Source organism: Microbacterium aurantiacum, from assembly GCF_031625015.1.
GTDB classification, from domain to species: domain Bacteria; phylum Actinomycetota; class Actinomycetes; order Actinomycetales; family Microbacteriaceae; genus Microbacterium; species Microbacterium aurantiacum.
On record NZ_JAHWXH010000003.1, the window covers coordinates 41955 to 61128 of the forward strand.

A 19174-nucleotide genomic window follows, 5' to 3' on the forward strand; every position below is an offset into this window, starting at 1 on the left:
AGCGGGGCCGGGCTCAGAGCTTCGGCGTCTGCTTCTGCTGCTCGAGCAGGTCGCGGATCTGCACCAGCAGCTCTTGCTCGGTGGGGAGCTTGGCCGCGGTGTCCTCGACGACGCCGAGCTTGGCGGCCTGGCGCTCCTTCCAGCGGTTCATCGGCATCACGAAGATGAAGTACACGACGATCGCGACGGCCAGGAAGCTGACGATCGCCGTGATGAGCTCGCCGATCGGGAAGGTGACGGTGCCACCGTAGAGGTCGGGAACCTGGATACCGGGGACGCCCTCGGCGTCGGGCTTCCAGAAGATCGCGATCAGCGGGGTGATGATCGAGGCGACGATGGCGTTGACCACCGCGGTGAACGCGGCGCCGATGACCACCGCGACGGCGAGGTCGATGACGTTGCCGCGCATGATGAATTCTTTGAAGCCCTGGATCACGGCGTCACTTCCTCTGGTCTCGTCGGCTCGCGCCGATCAGGATCCCGCGGGTGCGGGAGAGCTCTTGGTCTCGGAGGACGATGATGCCGAAATTCCGCCCTTGTCGCCACCGGACGCGCCCGAACCCGACGAACCGGAGCCCGACGAGCCGGAACCGGAGCCCTTGTTCGCACCGGCGCGGGAGTCGGTGCGGTAGAAGCCGGAGCCGTTGAAGGTGACGCCGATCGATCCGTACTCCTTGCGGAGGGTGCCGCCGCACTCGGGGCACTCGGTCAGCGCGGGATCGGCGAAGGACTGCACCTGTTCGAAGCGGTGCGCGCACTGCTTGCAGGCATAGGCGTAGGTGGGCATGGTGTCTCCGGCGGGTCAGCGCCCGGTGGGCGCGAGGGTGAGGGTCTGCGTGGGGGTGACGATGCCCGTCACGGGCTGGTCGTGGACGTCGCGGGGGATGTCGTCGATGATCTCGGAATCGAAGACCACCGCGTACACCGGCGGGCATCCTTCCATCGAGCCGATCGTCTTGTCGTAGTAGCCGCGGCCCCAGCCGAGGCGCGTGCCGTCGGGGCTCACGGCCGCGGCGGGGATCACCAGGACGTCGACGTCGTTCACCGCGATCGGGCCGAGGAGCTCGCCGACCGGCTCCGGCAGGCCGAACAGGCCCTCCGCGATCTCGCCGTCGGGGGTGGCCACCGCCCAGTCGAGTAGACCGTCGGCACGCGTGACGGGAAGGAGGACCCGGATGCCTCGGGCCGCGGCATCCGTCACGAAGGCGTGCGTGTCGGGCTCGGTCGTGGTGGAGAGGAAGCACGCCATGGTCGTGACGCTCCGCGCGGCGACGAGGCCGTTCAGCTGCGCGTGCAGACCCTCGGCCGCCGCGGCGCGGGCGGCGGGGGACATCGCGTGGCGGCGCTCGCGCAGCTCCGCGCGCAGCGCGCGCTTCGCATCGGCGATGGCGTCGGACATGCTCCCGATTGTAGGCGGCGCCTTGAGATTCGACGCGCTCGACGGTGACGGGCGTGACATACGCCGTTCATATGGCTGGGTAGAGTAGCCGCATGACCCAGAAGCCCTTCAAGGCCGTGATCCCCGCGGCCGGACTCGGCACGCGATTCCTCCCCGCGACCAAGGCCATGCCCAAAGAGATGCTCCCCGTCGTCGACAAGCCGGCGATCCAGTACGTCGTCGAAGAGGCCACTGCGGCCGGCATCGAAGACGTGCTCATCATCATCGGGCGCAACAAGAACAACCTCTCCAACCACTTCGACTCCGTCCCCGAGCTCGAGAGCAACCTGCTGAAGAAGGGCGACCAGGACAAGCTCGCCAAGGTGCAGCGCTCCAGCGACCTCGCCGACATCCATTTCGTCCGTCAGGGTGAGCCCCGCGGTCTCGGGCACGCGGTGCTGCGCGCCCGCGCGCACGTGGGCGACCACCCCTTCGCCGTCCTCCTCGGCGACGACCTCATCGACGAGCGCGACCCGCTGCTGACGACGATGCTCGAGGAGCACCGCCGCACCGGTGCCGCGATCGTGGCGCTCATGGAGGTCGACCCCGACAGCATCCACATGTACGGCGCGGCGGCCGTGGAAGCCACCGACACCGACGGCGTGGTGAAGGTCACCGGCCTCGTCGAGAAGCCGAAGAAGGAGGACGCCCCCTCCAACCTCGCCATCATCGGCCGCTACGTCCTCAGCCCCGACGTGTTCGAGATCCTCGAGCGCACCGAGCCCGGCAAGGGCGGCGAGATCCAGCTCACCGACGCGCTGCAGGAGATGGCCGCCGACACCGAGGGCCCCGGCGTGTTGGGTGTCGTCTTCGGAGGCCGGCGCTACGACACCGGGGATAGGGTGGACTACATCAAGGCCATCGTGCAGCTCGCCGCGGATCGTGAAGATCTCGGACCCGAACTGCGTCCCTGGTTCAAGGACTTCGCGGCGAAACTCTGACGCCGCTCGACGGAGGGGGTCCGAGTGGATCTGGGAGCTCCCCGCGGTCACGGTCCGGTGTCTATCCGGCTGGTCAAGCAGCGCGACGCGCGCATCCTGCAGCACGAGCTCCTCGAGAACCGCGCCTGGCTCCAGCCGTGGGAGGCCACGAGTCCCGACGGTCCGGTGTCGTTCGACATGCGCCTCGGCGTCCGTCGGCTCCTCCAGCAGTATCGCGACGGCGCCGGCGTCCCCTACGTCATGGAGTACGCCGGTGAGGTCGCCGGTCAGCTGAACGTGTGGGGGATCGCGCGCGGCTCGCTCGCCTCGGCGACCATCGGCTACTGGGTCAGCCGGCGGTTCGCGGGACGGGGGATCACGCCCACCGCGGTGGCGCTGGCGACCGATGCGTGCTTCACCGAGATGCGCCTGCACCGTATGGAGATCTGCATCCGTCCGGAGAACGACGCGAGCCTGCGGGTCGTCCAGAAGCTCGGATTCCGCTACGAGGGCCTGCGCCGCCGGTACATCCACATCGACGGCGACTGGCGCGACCACTACGCGTTCGCGCTCGTGCGGGAAGAGGTTCCCGAGGGCGTCCTCGCGCGCTGGGTCTCGGGGCGCGCGCCGCGGGACGCCGCGGCGATTCCGCCGGCCGACCGTCTGCACGCGTGAGGCGTCGCCGGGGCTGAGGGTTCGGCGGGGCTGAGTGTTCGCCCGATCCGGCCACGACACGCCACCGGATGCCGAGGTTCGCGGCATCCGGTCCCTAAAGTTGGTGACCATGGGCGGACAGGTGTGGGGCGGCGGGGTGATCGTCCTCGTGTCGGTGCTTCTGTGGCTGGTGTACCTGTTGCCGTCGTGGCACAGTCGCAGGCAGTTCGACGCCGCCGAGCGCAACGCCGTTCGCCTGAACCAGGCCCTCCGGGTGCTCGCCGAGACGAGCGAGACGCCCGACGAGGTGCGGGTCGAACTGAACACCCGCACCGCCCTCGCGCAGCAGAAGCTTGCCCGCCGAGCGCTCGCCGAGCGCGAGTCCGCCGCTCTGGAGCAGGCACGCATCGACCTCGAGAGGGCCCGTGACGCCCGCGCCGCCGCGCGCCGCTCACCGGAGGCCCGGCAGGCCCGCGCTCGCCGTCGCACCCGTCTCGTCGCCACCGTCGTCGCCCTCGCCGGCGTCGGCGCCGCTGTGTGGGGCGGGGTGACCGTCGTGCTCACCGGCGCGCAGCTGCTGCTGTGGACCGGCGTCGGCGTGGCCCTCGTGGGACTCCTCGTGCTGCAGCGGATGTCGCGGGTCGGTGCCCGTGCCGCCGCCCGCGCGCAGCGGCTCATCGCGGCGGAGGGCGCCGCCGTCGTCCGCGAGGCGGGTGCCGCCGAGCTGCAGGACGTCGAGCTCGTCACCGCAGAGCGGCGCTGGCAGCCGCGCGATCTGCCGCGTCCGCTGACGGCATCCGCCGGTTCGCGCGCCGCGGCGATGCTGGACGCCGAAGCCGCCCGCGAAGCGCTCCGCCGGGCCGCGCGGGAGGAGGCGCTGCGCGAGCGCGTGGAGGCCGACGCACCGCCGTCGATCGGTGCCGCCCGCGCGGCCCGCGAGAGCGAGTTCGCACGCATGGGGCACGTCGACGACGCCGAGATCGAGGCGCACGTGCGGCGTCTGCTCGAGCGGCGCGCGTCGGGTCAGTGAGGCCCGCGCGGTTCGGTCGGTTCCGGCGGGCGTGATAGTCTTTCGGAGGTTCTTGGGCCTGTGGCGCAGTTGGTAGCGCGCTTCGTTCGCAATGAAGAGGTCAGGGGTTCGAATCCCCTCAGGTCCACCAGAAAAGCCCGGCTCGCGCCGGGCTTTTCCCGTTCCCGGGGTGTGTTTCCCTCGGTTCACTTGTCGCCTCTTGCGGGTGCGGGCCGCTCCGACCCGCAAGACGCGACGAGTGAACAGGGGTGGGGTCGCTCGGTGGCGCCGTCGGTGGGGTCGCTCGGTGGCGCCGTCGCGCGGGTTGCAAGGCGCGACACCCGCGGGAAGGCGCCACTGAACGGTTGCCGCGGGTGCCGCGGGTGCGGCGCGGGTGGGGAGGGACTCAGGGGCGGAGAGGGGAGCCGGCGGAGGTGAACCGGAACCCGCCGAACTCGCCGGAAAGCATCGGGCGCGCCGCCGCGATCGCCGCCTGCACCTCGGGGAGCTCCAGGGAGGCGCGGTGCGCGGCGGCGTCATCCCACACCTCGACCACGTACACCGTGCCCGGCTCGTCATCTGTGACGCCGACCTCGTAGATCCGGCATCCGATCTCCGTCAGCGCATCATTGCGTGCGACGAGGATCTCGACCAGCTCGTCGCGGCGGCCCGGTTCGACCCCGAGGGTCCCTGCATTCACGAACACCATGGCCCGACCGTACCCTGCTGCTGCCGCGGCCTGCTGCTGCCGCGGGCGCTGCTGGGTGGCGCCGTCGCGCGAATCCCGAGATGCCGCACCCGCACGAAGGCGCCACCCAACTCGGTTCGCTTGTCGCCACATGCGGGTACGGCGCCGCGACACCCGCATCAGGAGACAAGTGAACGGGGGAGGCCCGGGAGGGGCGTGGCGGGCGTACCATCGGGTCATGACGACGACGTCAGGGGTCGACTGGGACGCCTACGCGCGGGATCTCGCGCAGCGGCTCGTCGAGGCGCGCGAACGCGCCGGCCTGACGCAGGATGCCGTGGCCCGCCGCGCCGGCATCGCGACCTTCACGTACCAGAAGCTCGAGAAGGGCGAATCCAACCCGGGCACGCCCGCCAACCCGCGCCTGCAGACGATCGTCGCCCTCGCGCACGCGCTGGAGGTCGACGTGTGCGCCCTCGTGCCGCCTCAGACCTGATCCGTCAGGGATTCGAGCGGCGCCGGAGCGGTGGATCGTCGGATGCCGTCGGCACGAAGACCTGGAGGTACTGGCAGAGCGACACCTGACGCGAGCCGCGCCACCCGTCGCGCACCCGCGCCATGCTGAAGCCGCGCTCCATGAGGTCGCTGGCACTGGCGGGAGTCAGCTTCACCCCGCGCGCGGCGGGCACCCACCCGCCCTCTCCTGTGTACAGCGCGAGGACGCGCTTGTGGTGGGCGGCGCGGGACGGGTGGCGTGAAGCGGCCATGCAGACTCCGGGTATGACTGGGATGGACGATGCCCCAGGTATACCACGCACACATGGCGAACGTGTGTCGTGTGTCGAGACCTCAGGCGGCGGGATCGACCGCCGCGGCGGCCGCGCGCGCGGCGTGCGGAAGAGCCTCCAGGATCTGCGACACCGCGCCGTCGTCGTGCGAGGCCGAGACGAACCACGCCTCGAACACCGACGGCGGCAGCGACACCCCGTGCTCGAGCATCGCGCGGAAGAACGGCGGGTACCGGAACGCCTCCTGCGCCTTCACGGTGTCGTAGTCATGCGGCGCTTCGGCGGCGAACTGGAACGAGAACAGCGACCCCGCGCGCTGCAGGACGTGCGTGACGCCTTCGGCGCTCAGCGCGGCGGACGCGGCATCCGCGATGGCCGTCGAGGCCCGCTCGATGCGCGCGTACGCGGCGGCGTCGAGGTTCTCCAGCGTCGCGCGCCCGGCGGCGACCGCGACGGGGTTCCCGCTCAGCGTGCCGGCCTGGTAGACCGGCCCGAGCGGGGCGAGGAGGTTCATGATGTCGGTGGATCCGCCGAGGGCCGCCAGTGGCAGCCCGCCGCCGATCACCTTTCCGAAGGTGAGGATGTCGGCCGCGAACGGCACCGGATCCTCGCCGTACCAGCCGGCGGGACCCACCCGGAACCCGGTGAGCACCTCGTCGACGATGAGGAGCGCGCCGTGCGCGTGGGCGATCTCGGCCAGGGCGGCGTTGAAGCCGTGCCGCGGCGGGACGATCCCCATGTTGGCGGGTGCGGCCTCGACGATCACCGCGGCGATGTCGGCGCCGTGCACCGCGAAGACCTCGCGGACGGCGTCGAGGTCGTTGTAGGCGATGACGAGCGTCTGCGCGGCGATCGGCGCGGGGACGCCGGCCGATCCGGGCATCGCGAGCGTCGCGACGCCGGATCCCGCCTCGGCGAGCAGCCCGTCGGAGTGTCCGTGGTAGTGCCCGGCGAACTTCACGATCAGGTCGCGTCCGGTCGCGCCGCGCGCGAGACGGATGGCCGTCATCGTCGCTTCGGTGCCGGTGGACACGAGGCGGAGCTTCTCGACCGGCCGCACCCCGTCGCGCTCGATGCGTGCCTCGACGTGCTCGGCCAGCGCCGTCTCGCCGGGCGTGGACGCACCGAACCCGAGCCCGTGGGTCGCGGCTTCCCGGACCGCCTCGACGACGGCCGGGTGGGCGTGGCCGAGGATCGCCGGACCCCAGGATCCGACGAGGTCGACGTACTCGCGCCCCTCGACGTCGGTGACGCGCGGGCCCTTCGCCGAGACATAGAACCGGGGGGTGGTGCCCACCGACCCGAAGGCGCGGACGGGGGAGTTCACGCCGCCGGGCATCGCGTGGCGGGCGCGCTCGAACTCGCGCGCGTTGGTCGTGGGGGTCATCGTCATCGGATCCATCCTGCGAGCTCGGTCGCCCAATACGTCAGTACCGCGTCGGCGCCGGCGCGACGGATGCCGAGCACCGACTCCTCGATCGCGCGGCGTCGATCGATCCAGCCGTGGGCGGCGGCGGCCTCGATCATCGCGTACTCGCCCGACACCTGGTACGCCCACACCGGCACGGGGCTGGCCGCGGCGGTGTCGGCGAGGACGTCGAGGTAGCTCATCGCGGGCTTGACCATGACGACGTCGGCGCCCTCGGCGACATCCAGCATCGCCTCGCGGACGCCCTCGCGCCGGTTCGCGGCATCGAGCTGGTAGGTGCGGCGGTCGCCCCGGAGCGAGGACTGCACGGCCTCGCGGAACGGGCCGTAGAACGCCGAGGCGTACTTGCCCGAGTAGGCCAGCAGAGCGACATCCGATCGCCCGGCGGTGTCGAGCGCGTCGCGGATCGCCGCGACCTGGCCGTCCATCATCCCGGACAGGCCCAGCAGGTGCGAGCCCGCCTCGGCCTGGGCGAGGGCCATCTCGCGGTATCGAACGAGGGTCGCATCGTTGTCGACGCCACCGGCGGCATCGAGCACGCCGCAGTGGCCGTGGTCGGTGAATTCATCCAGGCACAGATCCGTCTGCACCACGAGGGCATCGCCCGCCTCGGCGACGGCGACCCGCGTGGCGAGGTTCAGGATGCCGTCGGGATCGGTCGCGCCGGATCCTTCGGCGTCCTTGTGCTCGGGCACGCCGAAGAGCATGATCCCGCCGATGCCGGCCGCCGCCGCGTCGGCGACGGCGCCCTTCACCGTCTCGGTGGTGTGCTGCACGACCCCGGGCATCGAGGAGATCGGCACCGGGGCGCCCGCTCCCTCGCGGACGAAGACGGGGAGGACGAGCTCGGCGGGATGCAGGCGGGTCTCCGCGACGAGGCGGCGGAGCGCCGGCGTCGAACGCAGACGCCGCGGCCGGACGGTCGGGAAGCCGCTCACGGGCGCGCTCCCGTCAGGTCGGCGGCCCCGGCATCGAGGAGCTCGCGGGCGACGCCCTCGGCGACGCGGAGCACGGCATCCTCGTCCGGCCAGTCGATGGCGTGGGCGGAGGAGAGGACGGTCTGTCCGTCGAGGCTGTAGACACGGGCCGAGAGGAGGAGGAGCCCCGCGTCGACGACGGCGTGGGCGCCCACGGGAGCGGAGCAGCCGGCTTCGAGGAGCGCCAGGACGTAGCGCTCGGCCTCGACGGCGGCGCGGGTCTCGGGGTGGTCCAGGCGCGCGACGAGGTCTTCGTCGCCGCGGCGCACCTCGATCGCGAGCGCCCCCTGCCCGGGGGCGGTGGGCCACGGGCCGAGCTCGAGGTGCTCGGTGATAACGTTCGCACGCCCGAGGCGGTTCAGGCCCGCAGCGGCGAGGACGACGGCATCCAGGTCGCCCTCGCGGACGCGCCCGAGGCGGGTGTCGACGTTGCCGCGGATGTCGACGACGTCGAGGTCGGGACGCTTCCGACGCAACTGCGCCATGCGGCGGGGCGAGCCGGTGCCCACGCGCGCCCCCTGCGGGAGCTCGGCGAGGGTGAGGCCGTCGCGCGCGCACAGCGCGTCGCGGGGGTCTTCGCGGACGGGGATGGCGGCGACGACGAGGTCGTCGTGCGGCGCGGTGGGGAGGTCCTTCAGCGAGTGCACGACGACGTCGCAGCGGTCCTCCTGCAGCGCGTCGCGGAGGGCGCCGGTGAACAGCCCCGTGCCGCCCGCGCGCGAGAGCGGCTCGCGTGAACGGTCGCCGTCGGTCGTGATCGTCACGATCTCGGTCGTGACGCCGGTCGCGTCGACGAGGTCGGACTCCACCGTCCCGGTCTGGGTGAGGGCGAGAGCGCTTCCGCGCGTGCCGATGCGGACGTGGGCGGTCACGCCAGCACCTCGTCGATCTCGTCGAGACCGATGCGGCGCCCGGTGTAGAACGGGACCTCTTCGCGCACGTGGCGACGGGCCTCGGTCTGACGCAGGTACCGCATGAGGTCGACGAGGTCGACGAGCTCGGGGGCTTCGAGGGCGAGGATCCACTCGTAGTCGCCGAGCGCGAAGGACGCGACGGTGTTGCTCAGCACCTGGCGGTACTCCGAGCCCTTCCGGCCGTGCTCGGCGAGCATCTGGCGGCGCTCCTCGTCGGGGAGGATGTACCACTCGTACGAGCGGACGAACGGGTAGACCGTCAGCCAGGTCTCGGGTGCCTTGCCGCGCATGAAGGCGGGCATGTGGCTGCGGGTGAACTCCGCGTCGCGGTGCACGCCCATCGCGTTCCACTCCGGCAGGAGCGAGCGCAGCGGCTCGGCGCGGCGGAGGGTGCGCAGGGCCGCCTGAAGCGCCTCGGGGTCTTCGCCGTGCAGCCACAGCATCAGGTCGGCGTCGGCGCGGAGGCCCGAGACGTCGTAGATGCCGCGGAGGGTCACCCCGGCATCCTCGATCTCCGCCACGGCGGCGGCGAGGGCGTCGGTTCCGGCGGGGGCGGGACGGGCCGGGTCACGGCGCAGCACCGCCCACAGGGTGTAGCCGAGAATCTCGTCCTCGTCGGGGGTCGGGACCTGGTCGGGGGTGGGGACCGAGGAATCGCTCATGGATTCCATCCTTTCACTCCGGGCGGGGGTGGGGTTCACTTCGCGGCGAGAGCGGATGCCGCCGCCTCCGCGTGCGCGATGATGCCGGCGAGGCCCGATCCCGCCGCGGTCTCGCCGACGACGGTGATCCCCGCCGGGGCGATCGCGGCGGCGGGCCGGAACCACGTGACGTGCGCGGTGCCCTCGGGGACGGGGAGCGCGACCCCGAGGAGGGCCGCGGCGTCCGCGCGGGCGGACGCGACCGGGTCCTCCGGCAGGTCGTCGTAGGACAGACGGAGGACGTGGCTCCCGCCGGCGGCGTCGGCGAGCCACGCCCACTTCGCCGTGGCGTGGGTGAGCGCTCGCGCGCCGACCGGAGCTCCCGCGGCGACGAGCAGGCCGCTGCCGCGCGGCGCGGCATCCAGCTCCGGCTGGTCCACGACGAGCGTCACGAGGTCGATCCGGCGCGGCGGGGCGGAGGCCGGGAGCACGTCCGGAGCGGCGACCACGACGGTGCCGCCGCCGGCGCCGGCGAGCCGCTCGAGCGCCGCGACGTCGACCGAGGAGCGCAGACGGATGTCGCCCCCGTGCGCGGCGAGATCGTCGGCGAGGGCGGACACGAGGCGGTGGACGCCGCCGCGGAGGCCCGCCACGACCGACCCCGGGGGAGCGGCGGCGCGGAGGGCGCTCATCGCCCCGGACAGCGACCCCGTCTCGGCGAGGGCGGCGCGCAGCCGCGGGTGCACGCGCTCGAGCGGCACGTCGTCGGGATGGAGCGAATGGACGCCGTGCACGACGGGCGCGACGAGGAGGTCGAGGACGGCGTCGCCGTGCCGGGCGCGGACGAGGGGGCCGAGTCGCGCACCGGGCGCGAGGAGCGGATCGTCGGCGGTCATCCGCGACGCATCCCGCGCGACCGCCGCCTCGGCGCCCGCACGGCCGACGATCGCCACGACGTCCTCGGCGCGCGGGTCGCCGGGGATACCGAGGAGCGCGGTGGTCGGGAGGGGCGCGGCGTCCCCGCGCGCCGGCTGCAGCCACGCCGACACCGGCTCCGGCCGCACGAGGTCGCCGGCCAGCCCGAGTTCGTCGATCAGGGCGGAGACGGTCCCGCCGCGCGTGGCGAAGCTCTCCGCCCCGGCATCCATCACGATGCCGGCGATTTCGTGCGCCGCGACCGTTCCGCCGAGGCGATCGGATGCCTCGTGCACGACCACGTCGGCCCCGCCGCGCGCCAGGCGCCGCGCGAGGACGAGGCCGGCGACCCCGCCTCCGACGACGTGGACGTCAGGCATGGGTGTGGACGAACTCCACCAGGCGCGTCAGGACGTCGGGGTCGGTCGTCGGGGGTACGCCGTGTCCGAGGTTCAGCACGTGCGCGGGCGCGGCCTTCCCCCGGGCGAGGACGTCGCGCACGTGCGCTTCCAGCACCGGCCACGGAGCGGCGAGGAGCGCCGGGTCGACGTTGCCCTGGAGGGGCACGGTGTCGCCGAGGCGCCGGGAGGCCTCATCCAGCGGCAGACGCCAGTCCACGCCCATGACGTCGACGCCGATGCCGTGCATCGCGGCGAGGAGTTCTCCCGTGCCGACGCCGAAGTGCACCAGCGGCACCCCGAGCGCGCGGGCGGGGGCGATCGCGCGCTGCGAGAACGGCGCGACGTGCGCGGTGTAGTCGGCGAGGCTCAGCGAACCCGCCCACGAGTCGAACAGCTGCCCGGCCGAGGCGCCCGCCTCGATCTGGGCGGCGAGGAAGGCGCCGGTGATCTCGGCGCACCACGACAGCAGCGCCGCCCACGCATCGGGGTCGGAGTGCATCATCGCGCGGGTGAGCATCTGCTCCTTCGAGGGACCGCCCTCCACGAGGTAGGACGCGAGGGTGTACGGCGCACCCGCGAAGCCGATCAGGGGGGTCGCGCCCAGCGCGTCGACGGTGAGTCCCACCGCCTCGCGGATCGGGGCGAGGGCGTCGGGGTCGAGCGGGGGGAGGGCTGCGACATCCGCCGCCGAGCGCACCGGGTTCTCCAGCACCGGACCGCGACCCGGGACGATGCGCACGTCGACGCCCGCCAGCCGCACCGGGATCACGATGTCGCTGAAGAAGATCGCCGCGTCCACCCCGTGCCGGCGCACCGGCTGCAGCGTGATCTCGCTCGCCATTTCCGGGTTCAGGCACGCGTCGAGCATGTCGGTGCCCATGCGCAGCTCGCGGTACTCCGGGAGCGATCGGCCCGCCTGCCGCATGAACCAGACGGGGGTGGTCTCGCCGCGCTCGCCGCGGTAGGCGCGGACGAGCGCTGACGACGCGTTCCGGTCGATGAACGGCGGATGGGCTGCAGAGGTGCTCACACGGTTAACATTAGATACGTGCTCCTGTGCCTCACCGCGAATCATCGAAACGCCGACCTCGACCTCCTCGAGAAGCTCTCCGTCGGCGCACCCGCGGCCACCCGCACCCTCGTGGACGACGAGCTGTTCGTCGCCGGAGCCGTCGTCCTCGCCACCTGCAACCGGTTCGAGGCCTACCTCGACATCGACGAGCCGCTCACCGGCGGCGAGGCCGTCGCCGTCGAATCCGTCGTCGAGACCATGGCCGACGCCAGCGGCATCCCCGTCGAGCGCCTCCGCGAGAGCGTCGCGGTCCACCGCGGAGAGGATGCGGCGGCGCACCTGTTCGCCGTCACGAGTGGCTTGGAATCGATCGTCGTGGGTGAGGACGAGATCTCGGGCCAGGTCCGCCGCGCCCTCGACACCGCCCGCGTGGAGGGGACGACGAGCCGCGAGCTCGAGCGCCTCTTCCAGAAGGCCGCGCACACCAGCCGCGGCATCCGCAGTCGCACCTCCCTCGGCGGCAGCCACCGCTCGCTCGTCCGCTTCGCCCTCGAGCTCGCCTCCAGCCGCATTCCGGACTGGTCGGATGTCGAGGTCCTCGTCGTGGGGACCGGTCGCTACGCCGCCACCACTGTGACGGCGCTCCGTGCCCGCGGTGCCGTCGACCTCCGCGTCTTCTCGCCTTCCGGCCGTGCCGCCGCCTTCGCCGCGCGCCACGGCCTGGTGGCCGAGCCGTCGTTCGCCGCCGCCGCGGCACGCGCGGACGTGGTGATCACCTGCACCGCGGATGCCGTCGTGCACGAGGACGCCTTCACCCCCGGCCACCGCGTGATCGTGATCGACCTGGGTCTTCCCCGGAACGTCGACCCCGCTGTCGGCGCGGTCGACGGGGTCGAGCTGCTGGATCTGGAGACCATCCGCCTGCACGCGCCCCTGGAGGAGTTCAGCGCCCACGCCGACGCGCGCGCGCTCGTCGGCGACGCCGCGGCGGAGTTCGCGGCCGACCGCGCGGCGGGGCCGGCGATCACGAAGCTCCGCGGCGAGGTGCTCGGGCTCGTCGAGGCCGAGGTGTCGCGTGCACGCGCCCGCGGCGCCGGGCCCGAGGTCGAGGAGGCGCTCCGCCACCTCGCCGGGGTCCTCCTGCACAAGCCGTCGGTCCGCATCCGTGAGCTCGCCGTGGAGGGACGCCTCGACGAGGCCCACCAGGCGCTCGAGACCCTGCACGGCCTCGCGGTCGAGCCGTCGCTCCCGGTCCTCGCCGGGGATGCGATCGTCGACGCCGCGATCGTCGACGCTGCGGTCTGCGGCGACGCCGGCGGCGGCTGCCCCCGGGGCGCGGCGAGCGCCTGACGCCCGGCCGCGCGCCCCGGGGCGTGCGCGTCTCAGCCCGCCAGGGCGGGCGCTCGTCCGCCGGCGAGACGCTCGGCGGCGAGCCCCTCGGCCGCGGCGAGCGGGGTGACCCCGCGCGTCTCGGCCTCGTCGTAGATGCGCCGGAGCGTGTCGCCGATGGCGCTCACCCGCTCCATGATCGCGGGCCGGGTGCCGAGCTTCTTCGCCTCCAGGTCGAGGTAGATGACGCCGCCGGCGTTGACGACGAAATCCGGGGCGTACAGGACGCCGCGCCCCGCGAGCCGCTCGGCCCCCGTCCGCGCCGCGAGCGGGTTGTTGGCCGGCCCGCACACCGCGCGGGCATCGAGGGCGTCGATGACCTCGTCGGTGAGCACCCCGCCGATCCCGGCGGGGACGAAGACATCGGCGGCGGCCAGGTGCTCCTCGCCGGGCGGGCACCAGCGTGCGCCGAGCTCGGCCGCGAGGTGCTGCTTGGCCGGGTTGACGTCGGTGACCGTGAGGACCGCGCCCTCGGCGGCGAGGCGCACGGCGAGGCGCGAGCCCACCTGGCCGAGCCCCGAGATCGTGATGCGCCGACCCGCGACGTCGTCGGATCCGGTGACCCGCTCCAGCGTCGCCCGCAGCGACTCGTAGACACCGAGGCTCGTGGGCCCCGCCGGTTCTCCGGACCCGCCCACGGCATCGGGAAGGCCCACGACATGGTCGGTCCGCTCGCTGACGACGAGCATGTCCTCGGTCGTCGAACCGACGTCCTCCGCCGTCCGGTACAGACCGTGCAGCGACTCGACGGCGTCGCCCAGGTCGAGGAACGCCGCACGTCGACGATCGGCATCCAGGACAGCGCCCTCCGGCAGCGCGATGACGGACTTGCCGCCGCCGGCGTCGAGGCCCGCCGCGGCGTTCTTCAGCGTCATCGCCGCCGACAGTCGCAGCGCGTCGCCGAGGGCGTCGCTCCAGTGCGGGTACGTCCACAGGCGTGCGCCGCCGAGGGCGGAACCGAGCACGGAGGAGTGCAGGGCGACCGCGAGGAAAAGACCGCTCCGCCGCCCCGTGATCACCTCCACGCGTTCGTGGGTGAAGTCGGGAAGGGGCAGGGTGTGCGTCATCGCGTTCCTCTTTCGGCCGGCCTTGTGGGCGCTGCGCTGCGGATGCTGCGGCTGTGCGGCATCCGCTCTCCATTGTGCCCGACGAGGGCAGCACCGTCACGGGGGTGCGGCGTCGTCGAGAGGTCCTGCTGCGGATCCCGACCCGTGAGCGCGCGGAGGGCGTAGAGGATCGTGGCGAGGTCGACGAGCTCCTGCACGAGGGCTCCGGCGACGGCCGGGATGATTCCGGTCGTGGCGACGAGCATGAGCCCGATGCTGAGGGCGATCCCGATGCCGATCGCGGAGAGTGCGACCCGCAGGGTGTCGCGACCGATCGCCACGGCGTCCACCACGCCGGCGAGCGAATCCTTCAGGATCACCACCGATGCCGCCTCGCCCGCCGCCGTCGCGCCTTTCGCGCCCATCGCGATGCCCACGTCCGCTGCGGCGAGCACCGGGGCGTCGTTCACGCCGTCACCGACCATGAGGACCCGGCGAGGCTGGAGCCCGGCGGCCAGCTGCACCTTGTCGGCGGGGAGGAGCTCGGCGCGCACCTCGTCTATGCCCACGGCGGCGGCGATCGCCCGGGCGGTGGGTTCGGCATCCCCGGTCAGCATGACGGCGCGCTCCACGCCGTGCGCGCGGAGCCACGCGATCACGCCCGCCGATTCGGCGCGGGGGTCGTCGGCGAGGATCAACGCCCCGGCGAACACGCCGTCGACGGCGACGTAGGCGGCGGCCTGTCCGCTCGCGATCTCGACGGTCCGGGTGTCGGGGGCCAGCGAACGGACGTACCGGGGCTTGCCGACGACCACGCTGCGGCCCTCGATCGCGGCGCGCACGCCGTTGGTGGCCGTCTCCTCGGCCGCCGTCGCCGCCGAGAGGGGCAGCCCGCGCTCCTCGGCCGCGCGACGGATGCCGTCCGCCAGGACGTGCGTGGAGTACTGCTCTGCCGAGGCGGCGAGACGCAGGACGTCGTCGGGGGTCCACCCGTCGGCGGCGCGCACCTCCACCACGGTCGGGTGACCCCGCGTGAGCGTCCCGGTCTTGTCGAACGCGGCGGTGCGCACCCGCGCGAGCTGCTCGATCACCGCGCCGCCCTTGATGATCACGCCCGCCCGGGCCGCGCGGGAAAGCCCGCCGAGGAACGCCACGGGGGCGGCGATCAGGAGCGGACAGGGCGTGGCGAGCACGAGCACCTCGGCGAACCGCGTCGGGTCGCCGGAAATGCCCCACGCAGCACCGGCGATCACCAGCGACACCGCGGTGAAGGGGATCGCGAACCGGTCGGCGAGGCGCACGACCGGCGCCCTCGACTCCTGTGCCTCCCGCACGAGCGCGACGATCTGCTGGTACTGGCTGTCGGCGCTACGCCGCAGGGCCCGCACGCGGATCGCCGCCGAGCCGTTGACCGAACCCGACAGCACTTCCTCGCCCGCGGTACGCGGCACCGGCATGCTCTCACCCGTGAGCGAGGATTCGTCCATGTTCGCGGCGGGGGAGAGGAGGACTCCGTCGACGGGGACGATCTCGGCCGGACGGATCAGCAGCACATCACCGACCGCGACCTCGTCGGCGGGGACGTCGGCCACGGCATCCGTGCCGTCCGGTCCGGTGCGGACCCGGTGCGCGGTGCGGGGCGCGCGCTCGAGGAGCGCCGTGAGCTCGCGGTTCGCGCGGCGGCCGGCGATGTCCTCCAGCGCCTGGCCGCCCGAGAGCATCAGCACGATGATGAGGGAGGCGGCGTACTCGCCGACGGCGAGGGTGGCCACCATCGCCACGACCGCGAGGATGTCCAGACCCACGTGCCCGCGGAGGACGTCACGGATCATCCCGACCAGCGTGAACACGATGAACCCCGACACGGAGAGGACGCTCACCCACCGTGCGGCATCCGTCAGATCCGCCAGGGCGAGGACGAGCGCGAGGATGCCGACGACGACGGTCGCGGTGATGATCGGATACCGGGTGAGGGGACGCAGGAACCGGGGCACGGGGCCAGTCTCCGCCGGCGCGTGGGCGGGTGCCAGGGTCGTTGGGCCCGCGCTCTGCTGCTCCGTCGTCACACGGTGCGGCGGCGGCGGCGCGGGAGGTTACGGTTTTCTCCATGAGCGTCGTCGACCCCTACACCCACGGGCATCACGGCAGCGTGCTGCGCGTGCATGAATGGCGGACCGCAGAGAACTCCGCCGCGTACCTCCTGCCCGAGCTCCGTCCCGGAATGTCGCTGCTGGACATCGGCTCCGGACCCGGGACGATCACCGCCGACCTCGCCGAGATCGTCGCACCCGGCGCCGTTCGCGGCCTCGACGTCTCCGCCGAGGTCGTCGCGCGCGCCGAGCAGCTCGCCACCGCCCGTGGGCTGTCGAACCTCACCTTCGCGGTCGGCAACGCCTACGACATCGACGCCCCGGACGGGAGCGTCGACGTCGTCCACGCGCACCAGGTCCTCCAGCACCTGTCGCGCCCGGTCGAGGCGCTCCGCGAGTTCGGACGCGTGGCGGGACCCGACGGTCTCGTCGCCGCGCGCGACGTCGACTACGAGGGGACGTCGTGGTTCCCGCGGCTTCCCGCGCTCGACGAATGGTTCACCGTGTACCTCGCCGTGCACCGCGCCGTCAGCGGGGCCCCGGATGCCGGGCGGCGCCTGAAGGCCTGGGCGCGCGAGGCCGGGTTCACCGACATCCGCTCCTCGGCCGAGCTGTGGCTCTTCGAGTCGCCCGGGGACCGCGCGTGGTGGGGCGGCGCATGGGCCGAGCGGGCCGTGCACTCCGATTTCGCCGACCACGCGCGCCGGCTCGGAGCCGCCGACGACGCGGCGCTCCAGCGGATCGCCGACGGGTGGCACGAGTGGAGCACGCACCCGGACGGATGGCTCCTCATGCCCCACGGGACGCTCCTCGCCCGCGGCGCCGGGTCGGTCGGAATCGTAGGCTGAACACCGTGACCGACAACCTCCACCCGCGCAGCCGGATCGTCGCCGACCGCCTCGCCGAAGCCGGCATCCCCGGGAAGATCGTCGTGCTCCCGGATGCCGCCTCCACCGCCGCCCTCGCCGCCGCCGCCCTCGGGATCGAGGTCGGCGCGATCGCCAACAGCCTGGTGTTCCTCGCCGACGGCGAACCGCTCCTCGTCATGACGAGCGGCGCGCACCGCGTGGACACCGCAGCCCTGGCGGAGCGGATCGGACGGACGCGGATCACCCGCGCGAGCGCCGACGATGTCCGCGCCGCGACCGGTCAAGCGATCGGCGGAGTCGCCCCCACCGGGCACCCCGCGCCGCTGGAGACGCTCGTCGACCGCGACCTGGCGGACTACGACGAGATCTGGGCCGCGGGCGGTACGCCGCACACGGTGTTCCCGCTCACCTTCGACCAGCTCGTCGCCCTCACCGAAGGAACGGTCGTCCAGGTCGACTGACCCGCGCGGCTCAGGTGCCGAGGGGGAAACGGAACGTCGCCGCCACCGGCGCGTCGCCCACGAGGTCCTCGCGGCGCACGGCGCGGACGCGCCCACCGGTGCGGAGCACCCGGGCCGCGATCTCGTCAGCGAGCGCGTAGGTCGCCGCTCCGGCATCCGGTGCCGGCGTGATCGTGCCGAACTCGTCGATGTGGCCTTCGGCGGTGTCGTCCATGTCGAACAGCAGCTCGGCGACCGCCGCCGCCGTCGCCGCGCGAGCGACCTCGGCGAGGTCGGAGGAGCCGAGGCCCTCGGCCTGCTGCGTGCCGAGATGCTCCCGCCATTCGGCGAGCTCTTGCGCGTGCTGGGCGTCGAGGATCTCCCGGACGGCCGCCGACAGTGTCTCGTCGTCGAGCGATTCGGGGTGGGCCGAGATGCCGTCCTCGAGAAGCAGGGGATGGGTGTTCACCGCGCGATAGGCGGGGACGAGGTCGGTCGCCGCCGCGAGGATCACGGGAACCTCGTCGGGCACAATCGGGCGCACGAGCACTTCGACGGCACGGGCATAGCGCTCGCGTTCGATGCGGTCGCCGGTCGCGCCGTCGGCGCGGGGGATGTCGGCCTGTCCGTCGGTGGCCGTCTTCTCGAGCATCATCGCGTGGTCGTCGGGGAGGTCGAGGGCGTGCTCCCGCGGCCGGTGATCCGGGCCGATCTCGACGAGGCGCGCCGAGCCCTGCGACAGCAGGACGACGAAGGCGCGGTTCGGGAACGCGACCGAGCGCAGGAGTGCGCCCGTGTCGAAGCGATCGCCGACGGCGACGTGGTCGGTGACGGTGTTCGCGAGTCGGTGGGCCTGCACGCGCCCGGGCGCGGCGAGCACGACGAGCGAGCGGGACTGCTGCTCCCAGAACTCCGGGTCATCCAGCAGGCCGCGGAGCTCCTCGACGACCCGTGCGGCTTCGATCGCCTCGGAGCGGGACAGCTCCAGCGTCGCGATCTGGCGTTCGGCCTCGTCGATCGCGTTCCGCAGGCCCAGGGCGACGCGTTCGTGGTCGCTCGGCAGGGGAGAGGACGCGATCGTCAGCGTCACACTCACGGGGTGACGGTGGTCGATCAGCTCGAGGAGGTCGGCAGGGGTCGGGATGTCGGCGGTGAGCATGCCCCCACGGTAGGCCGGTCGCCGGGGGCTCTGCAGGGGGTTGCCGACCGCCGCCGGATCGTCTATCCGCGCGCGGTGCCGACGGTCGGCGGTGTGGCGGGGAGCAGCACGCCGGAGCGGGGTCGACGCGTCGAGAACGCGGGAGATTCCGGAGCATCAGGGGCTCGGCAGGGGGCGATGTGCCGGGATCTCCCGCGTTCTTCGCGCGCCAGGGGTCATGCCGTCGCGCGGAGCACCTCGATCGCGGTGACGGCGGCGGCGGCCGACCACGCCCGGGGCCGGCAGGCGGCGGGGTAGTGGTGCGCGCGCCCGCGGGCTGAGCGGTCAGCGCGTGAAACGACGGGGAGATTCCGGCTGCCTGGGGCCCGGCGGGGGATGACATGTCGAAATCGCCC

The 19174-nt window shown here is 73.1% G+C and carries 21 protein-coding genes and 1 tRNA gene; 8 read left to right on the plus strand and 14 right to left on the minus strand.

The window, feature by feature from the left end:
• Positions 1 to 13: 13 nt before the first annotated feature.
• From mscL to KZC50_RS12980, 3 genes are read right to left on the minus strand one after another with little or no spacing between them, the layout of a single operon-like run.
• Positions 14 to 436, minus strand: coding sequence for a large conductance mechanosensitive channel protein MscL (gene mscL / locus KZC50_RS12970; protein ID WP_310891961.1), 423 nt, complete (start codon positions 434 to 436; stop codon positions 14 to 16).
• A gap of 36 nt (positions 437 to 472) precedes the next feature.
• Entirely contained in the window at positions 473 to 787 is a 315-nt protein-coding gene (locus tag KZC50_RS12975; protein ID WP_310891962.1) for an FmdB family zinc ribbon protein, read from the minus strand.
• A 15-nt stretch (positions 788 to 802) separates the two neighbouring features.
• A complete protein-coding gene (locus KZC50_RS12980; protein WP_310891963.1) occupies positions 803 to 1399 on the minus strand; it encodes a 5-formyltetrahydrofolate cyclo-ligase in 597 nt (198 codons plus the stop codon).
• A 92-nt stretch (positions 1400 to 1491) separates the two neighbouring features.
• On the opposite strand from KZC50_RS12980, the gene galU reads away from it, so the two are divergent.
• The 4 genes from galU (at position 1492) to KZC50_RS13000 (ending at position 4172) form a co-directional block, all read left to right on the plus strand.
• Positions 1492 to 2379: a UTP--glucose-1-phosphate uridylyltransferase GalU gene (gene galU / locus KZC50_RS12985; protein WP_053547980.1), complete on the plus strand. Its 888-nt coding sequence runs from the start codon at positions 1492 to 1494 to the stop codon at positions 2377 to 2379.
• Positions 2380 to 2403: 24 nt separating this feature from the next.
• Positions 2404 to 3033: a GNAT family N-acetyltransferase gene (locus tag KZC50_RS12990; protein ID WP_236968972.1), complete on the plus strand. Its 630-nt coding sequence runs from the start codon at positions 2404 to 2406 to the stop codon at positions 3031 to 3033.
• Between the two features lie 109 nt (positions 3034 to 3142).
• The gene (locus tag KZC50_RS12995; RefSeq protein ID WP_310891964.1) at positions 3143 to 4042 is read left to right on the plus strand and encodes a large exoprotein; all 900 of its coding nucleotides are present in this window, start codon (positions 3143 to 3145) and stop codon (positions 4040 to 4042) included.
• Positions 4043 to 4096: 54 nt separating this feature from the next.
• Positions 4097 to 4172 (plus strand) — tRNA-Ala (locus tag KZC50_RS13000).
• A gap of 255 nt (positions 4173 to 4427) precedes the next feature.
• Here the strand turns inward: KZC50_RS13000 and KZC50_RS13005 are convergent.
• Complete coding sequence (locus KZC50_RS13005) at positions 4428 to 4730, minus strand: putative quinol monooxygenase (protein WP_236968970.1); 303 nt, start codon at positions 4728 to 4730, stop codon at positions 4428 to 4430.
• A gap of 217 nt (positions 4731 to 4947) precedes the next feature.
• Between KZC50_RS13005 and KZC50_RS13010 the strand changes: the two genes are divergently transcribed.
• Positions 4948 to 5205 (plus strand): helix-turn-helix domain-containing protein, encoded by a 258-nt coding sequence (locus KZC50_RS13010; protein WP_310891965.1) that lies wholly within the window; start codon positions 4948 to 4950, stop codon positions 5203 to 5205.
• 4 nt (positions 5206 to 5209) lie between these two features.
• Here KZC50_RS13010 and KZC50_RS13015 read toward each other — a convergent pair whose 3' ends face one another.
• The 7 genes from KZC50_RS13015 to hemE form a co-directional block, all read right to left on the minus strand.
• Positions 5210 to 5476, minus strand: a complete 267-nt coding sequence (locus KZC50_RS13015; protein WP_053547984.1) for a hypothetical protein — start codon at positions 5474 to 5476, stop codon at positions 5210 to 5212.
• An 82-nt stretch (positions 5477 to 5558) separates the two neighbouring features.
• The gene (hemL, locus tag KZC50_RS13020) at positions 5559 to 6890 is read right to left on the minus strand and encodes a glutamate-1-semialdehyde 2,1-aminomutase (RefSeq protein WP_375294606.1); all 1332 of its coding nucleotides are present in this window, start codon (positions 6888 to 6890) and stop codon (positions 5559 to 5561) included.
• On the minus strand, positions 6887 to 7864 hold the full coding sequence (hemB, locus tag KZC50_RS13025; protein WP_310891966.1) for a porphobilinogen synthase: 978 nt from the start codon (positions 7862 to 7864) through the stop codon (positions 6887 to 6889). The genes hemL and hemB overlap by 4 nt, the downstream gene beginning before the upstream one ends.
• On the minus strand, positions 7861 to 8775 hold the full coding sequence (hemC, locus tag KZC50_RS13030; protein WP_310891967.1) for a hydroxymethylbilane synthase: 915 nt from the start codon (positions 8773 to 8775) through the stop codon (positions 7861 to 7863). Before hemC ends, hemB begins: the two co-directional genes overlap by 4 nt.
• Complete coding sequence (gene hemQ, locus KZC50_RS13035) at positions 8772 to 9479, minus strand: hydrogen peroxide-dependent heme synthase (RefSeq protein ID WP_236968965.1); 708 nt, start codon at positions 9477 to 9479, stop codon at positions 8772 to 8774. Before hemQ ends, hemC begins: the two co-directional genes overlap by 4 nt.
• A gap of 35 nt (positions 9480 to 9514) precedes the next feature.
• Positions 9515 to 10753 carry a protoporphyrinogen/coproporphyrinogen oxidase gene (locus KZC50_RS13040; RefSeq protein WP_310891968.1) on the minus strand — a complete coding sequence of 413 codons (1239 nt, stop codon included), beginning with the start codon at positions 10751 to 10753 and terminating at the stop codon, positions 9515 to 9517.
• Positions 10746 to 11804: a uroporphyrinogen decarboxylase gene (gene hemE / locus KZC50_RS13045; protein ID WP_310891969.1), complete on the minus strand. Its 1059-nt coding sequence runs from the start codon at positions 11802 to 11804 to the stop codon at positions 10746 to 10748. The genes KZC50_RS13040 and hemE overlap by 8 nt, the downstream gene beginning before the upstream one ends.
• Before the next feature lie 18 nt (positions 11805 to 11822).
• Between hemE and KZC50_RS13050 the strand changes: the two genes are divergently transcribed.
• On the plus strand, positions 11823 to 13136 hold the full coding sequence (locus tag KZC50_RS13050; RefSeq protein WP_310891970.1) for a glutamyl-tRNA reductase: 1314 nt from the start codon (positions 11823 to 11825) through the stop codon (positions 13134 to 13136).
• Between the two features lie 32 nt (positions 13137 to 13168).
• Here the strand turns inward: KZC50_RS13050 and KZC50_RS13055 are convergent, their stop codons facing one another.
• Positions 13169 to 14242: a Glu/Leu/Phe/Val dehydrogenase family protein gene (locus KZC50_RS13055; RefSeq protein WP_053547989.1), complete on the minus strand. Its 1074-nt coding sequence runs from the start codon at positions 14240 to 14242 to the stop codon at positions 13169 to 13171.
• Positions 14239 to 16215, minus strand: coding sequence for a heavy metal translocating P-type ATPase (locus KZC50_RS13060; protein ID WP_310891971.1), 1977 nt, complete (start codon positions 16213 to 16215; stop codon positions 14239 to 14241). The genes KZC50_RS13055 and KZC50_RS13060 overlap by 4 nt, the downstream gene beginning before the upstream one ends.
• A 113-nt stretch (positions 16216 to 16328) precedes the next feature.
• Between KZC50_RS13060 and KZC50_RS13065 the strand changes: the two genes are divergently transcribed.
• The gene (locus KZC50_RS13065; protein WP_310891972.1) at positions 16329 to 17159 is read left to right on the plus strand and encodes a methyltransferase domain-containing protein; all 831 of its coding nucleotides are present in this window, start codon (positions 16329 to 16331) and stop codon (positions 17157 to 17159) included.
• 5 nt (positions 17160 to 17164) lie between these two features.
• Positions 17165 to 17641, plus strand: a complete 477-nt coding sequence (locus tag KZC50_RS13070) for a YbaK/EbsC family protein (protein WP_310891973.1) — start codon at positions 17165 to 17167, stop codon at positions 17639 to 17641.
• A gap of 10 nt (positions 17642 to 17651) precedes the next feature.
• Here the strand turns inward: KZC50_RS13070 and KZC50_RS13075 are convergent, their stop codons facing one another.
• Entirely contained in the window at positions 17652 to 18779 is a 1128-nt protein-coding gene (locus KZC50_RS13075; protein WP_310891974.1) for a baeRF11 domain-containing protein, read from the minus strand.
• Positions 18780 to 19174: the final 395 nt, after the last annotated feature.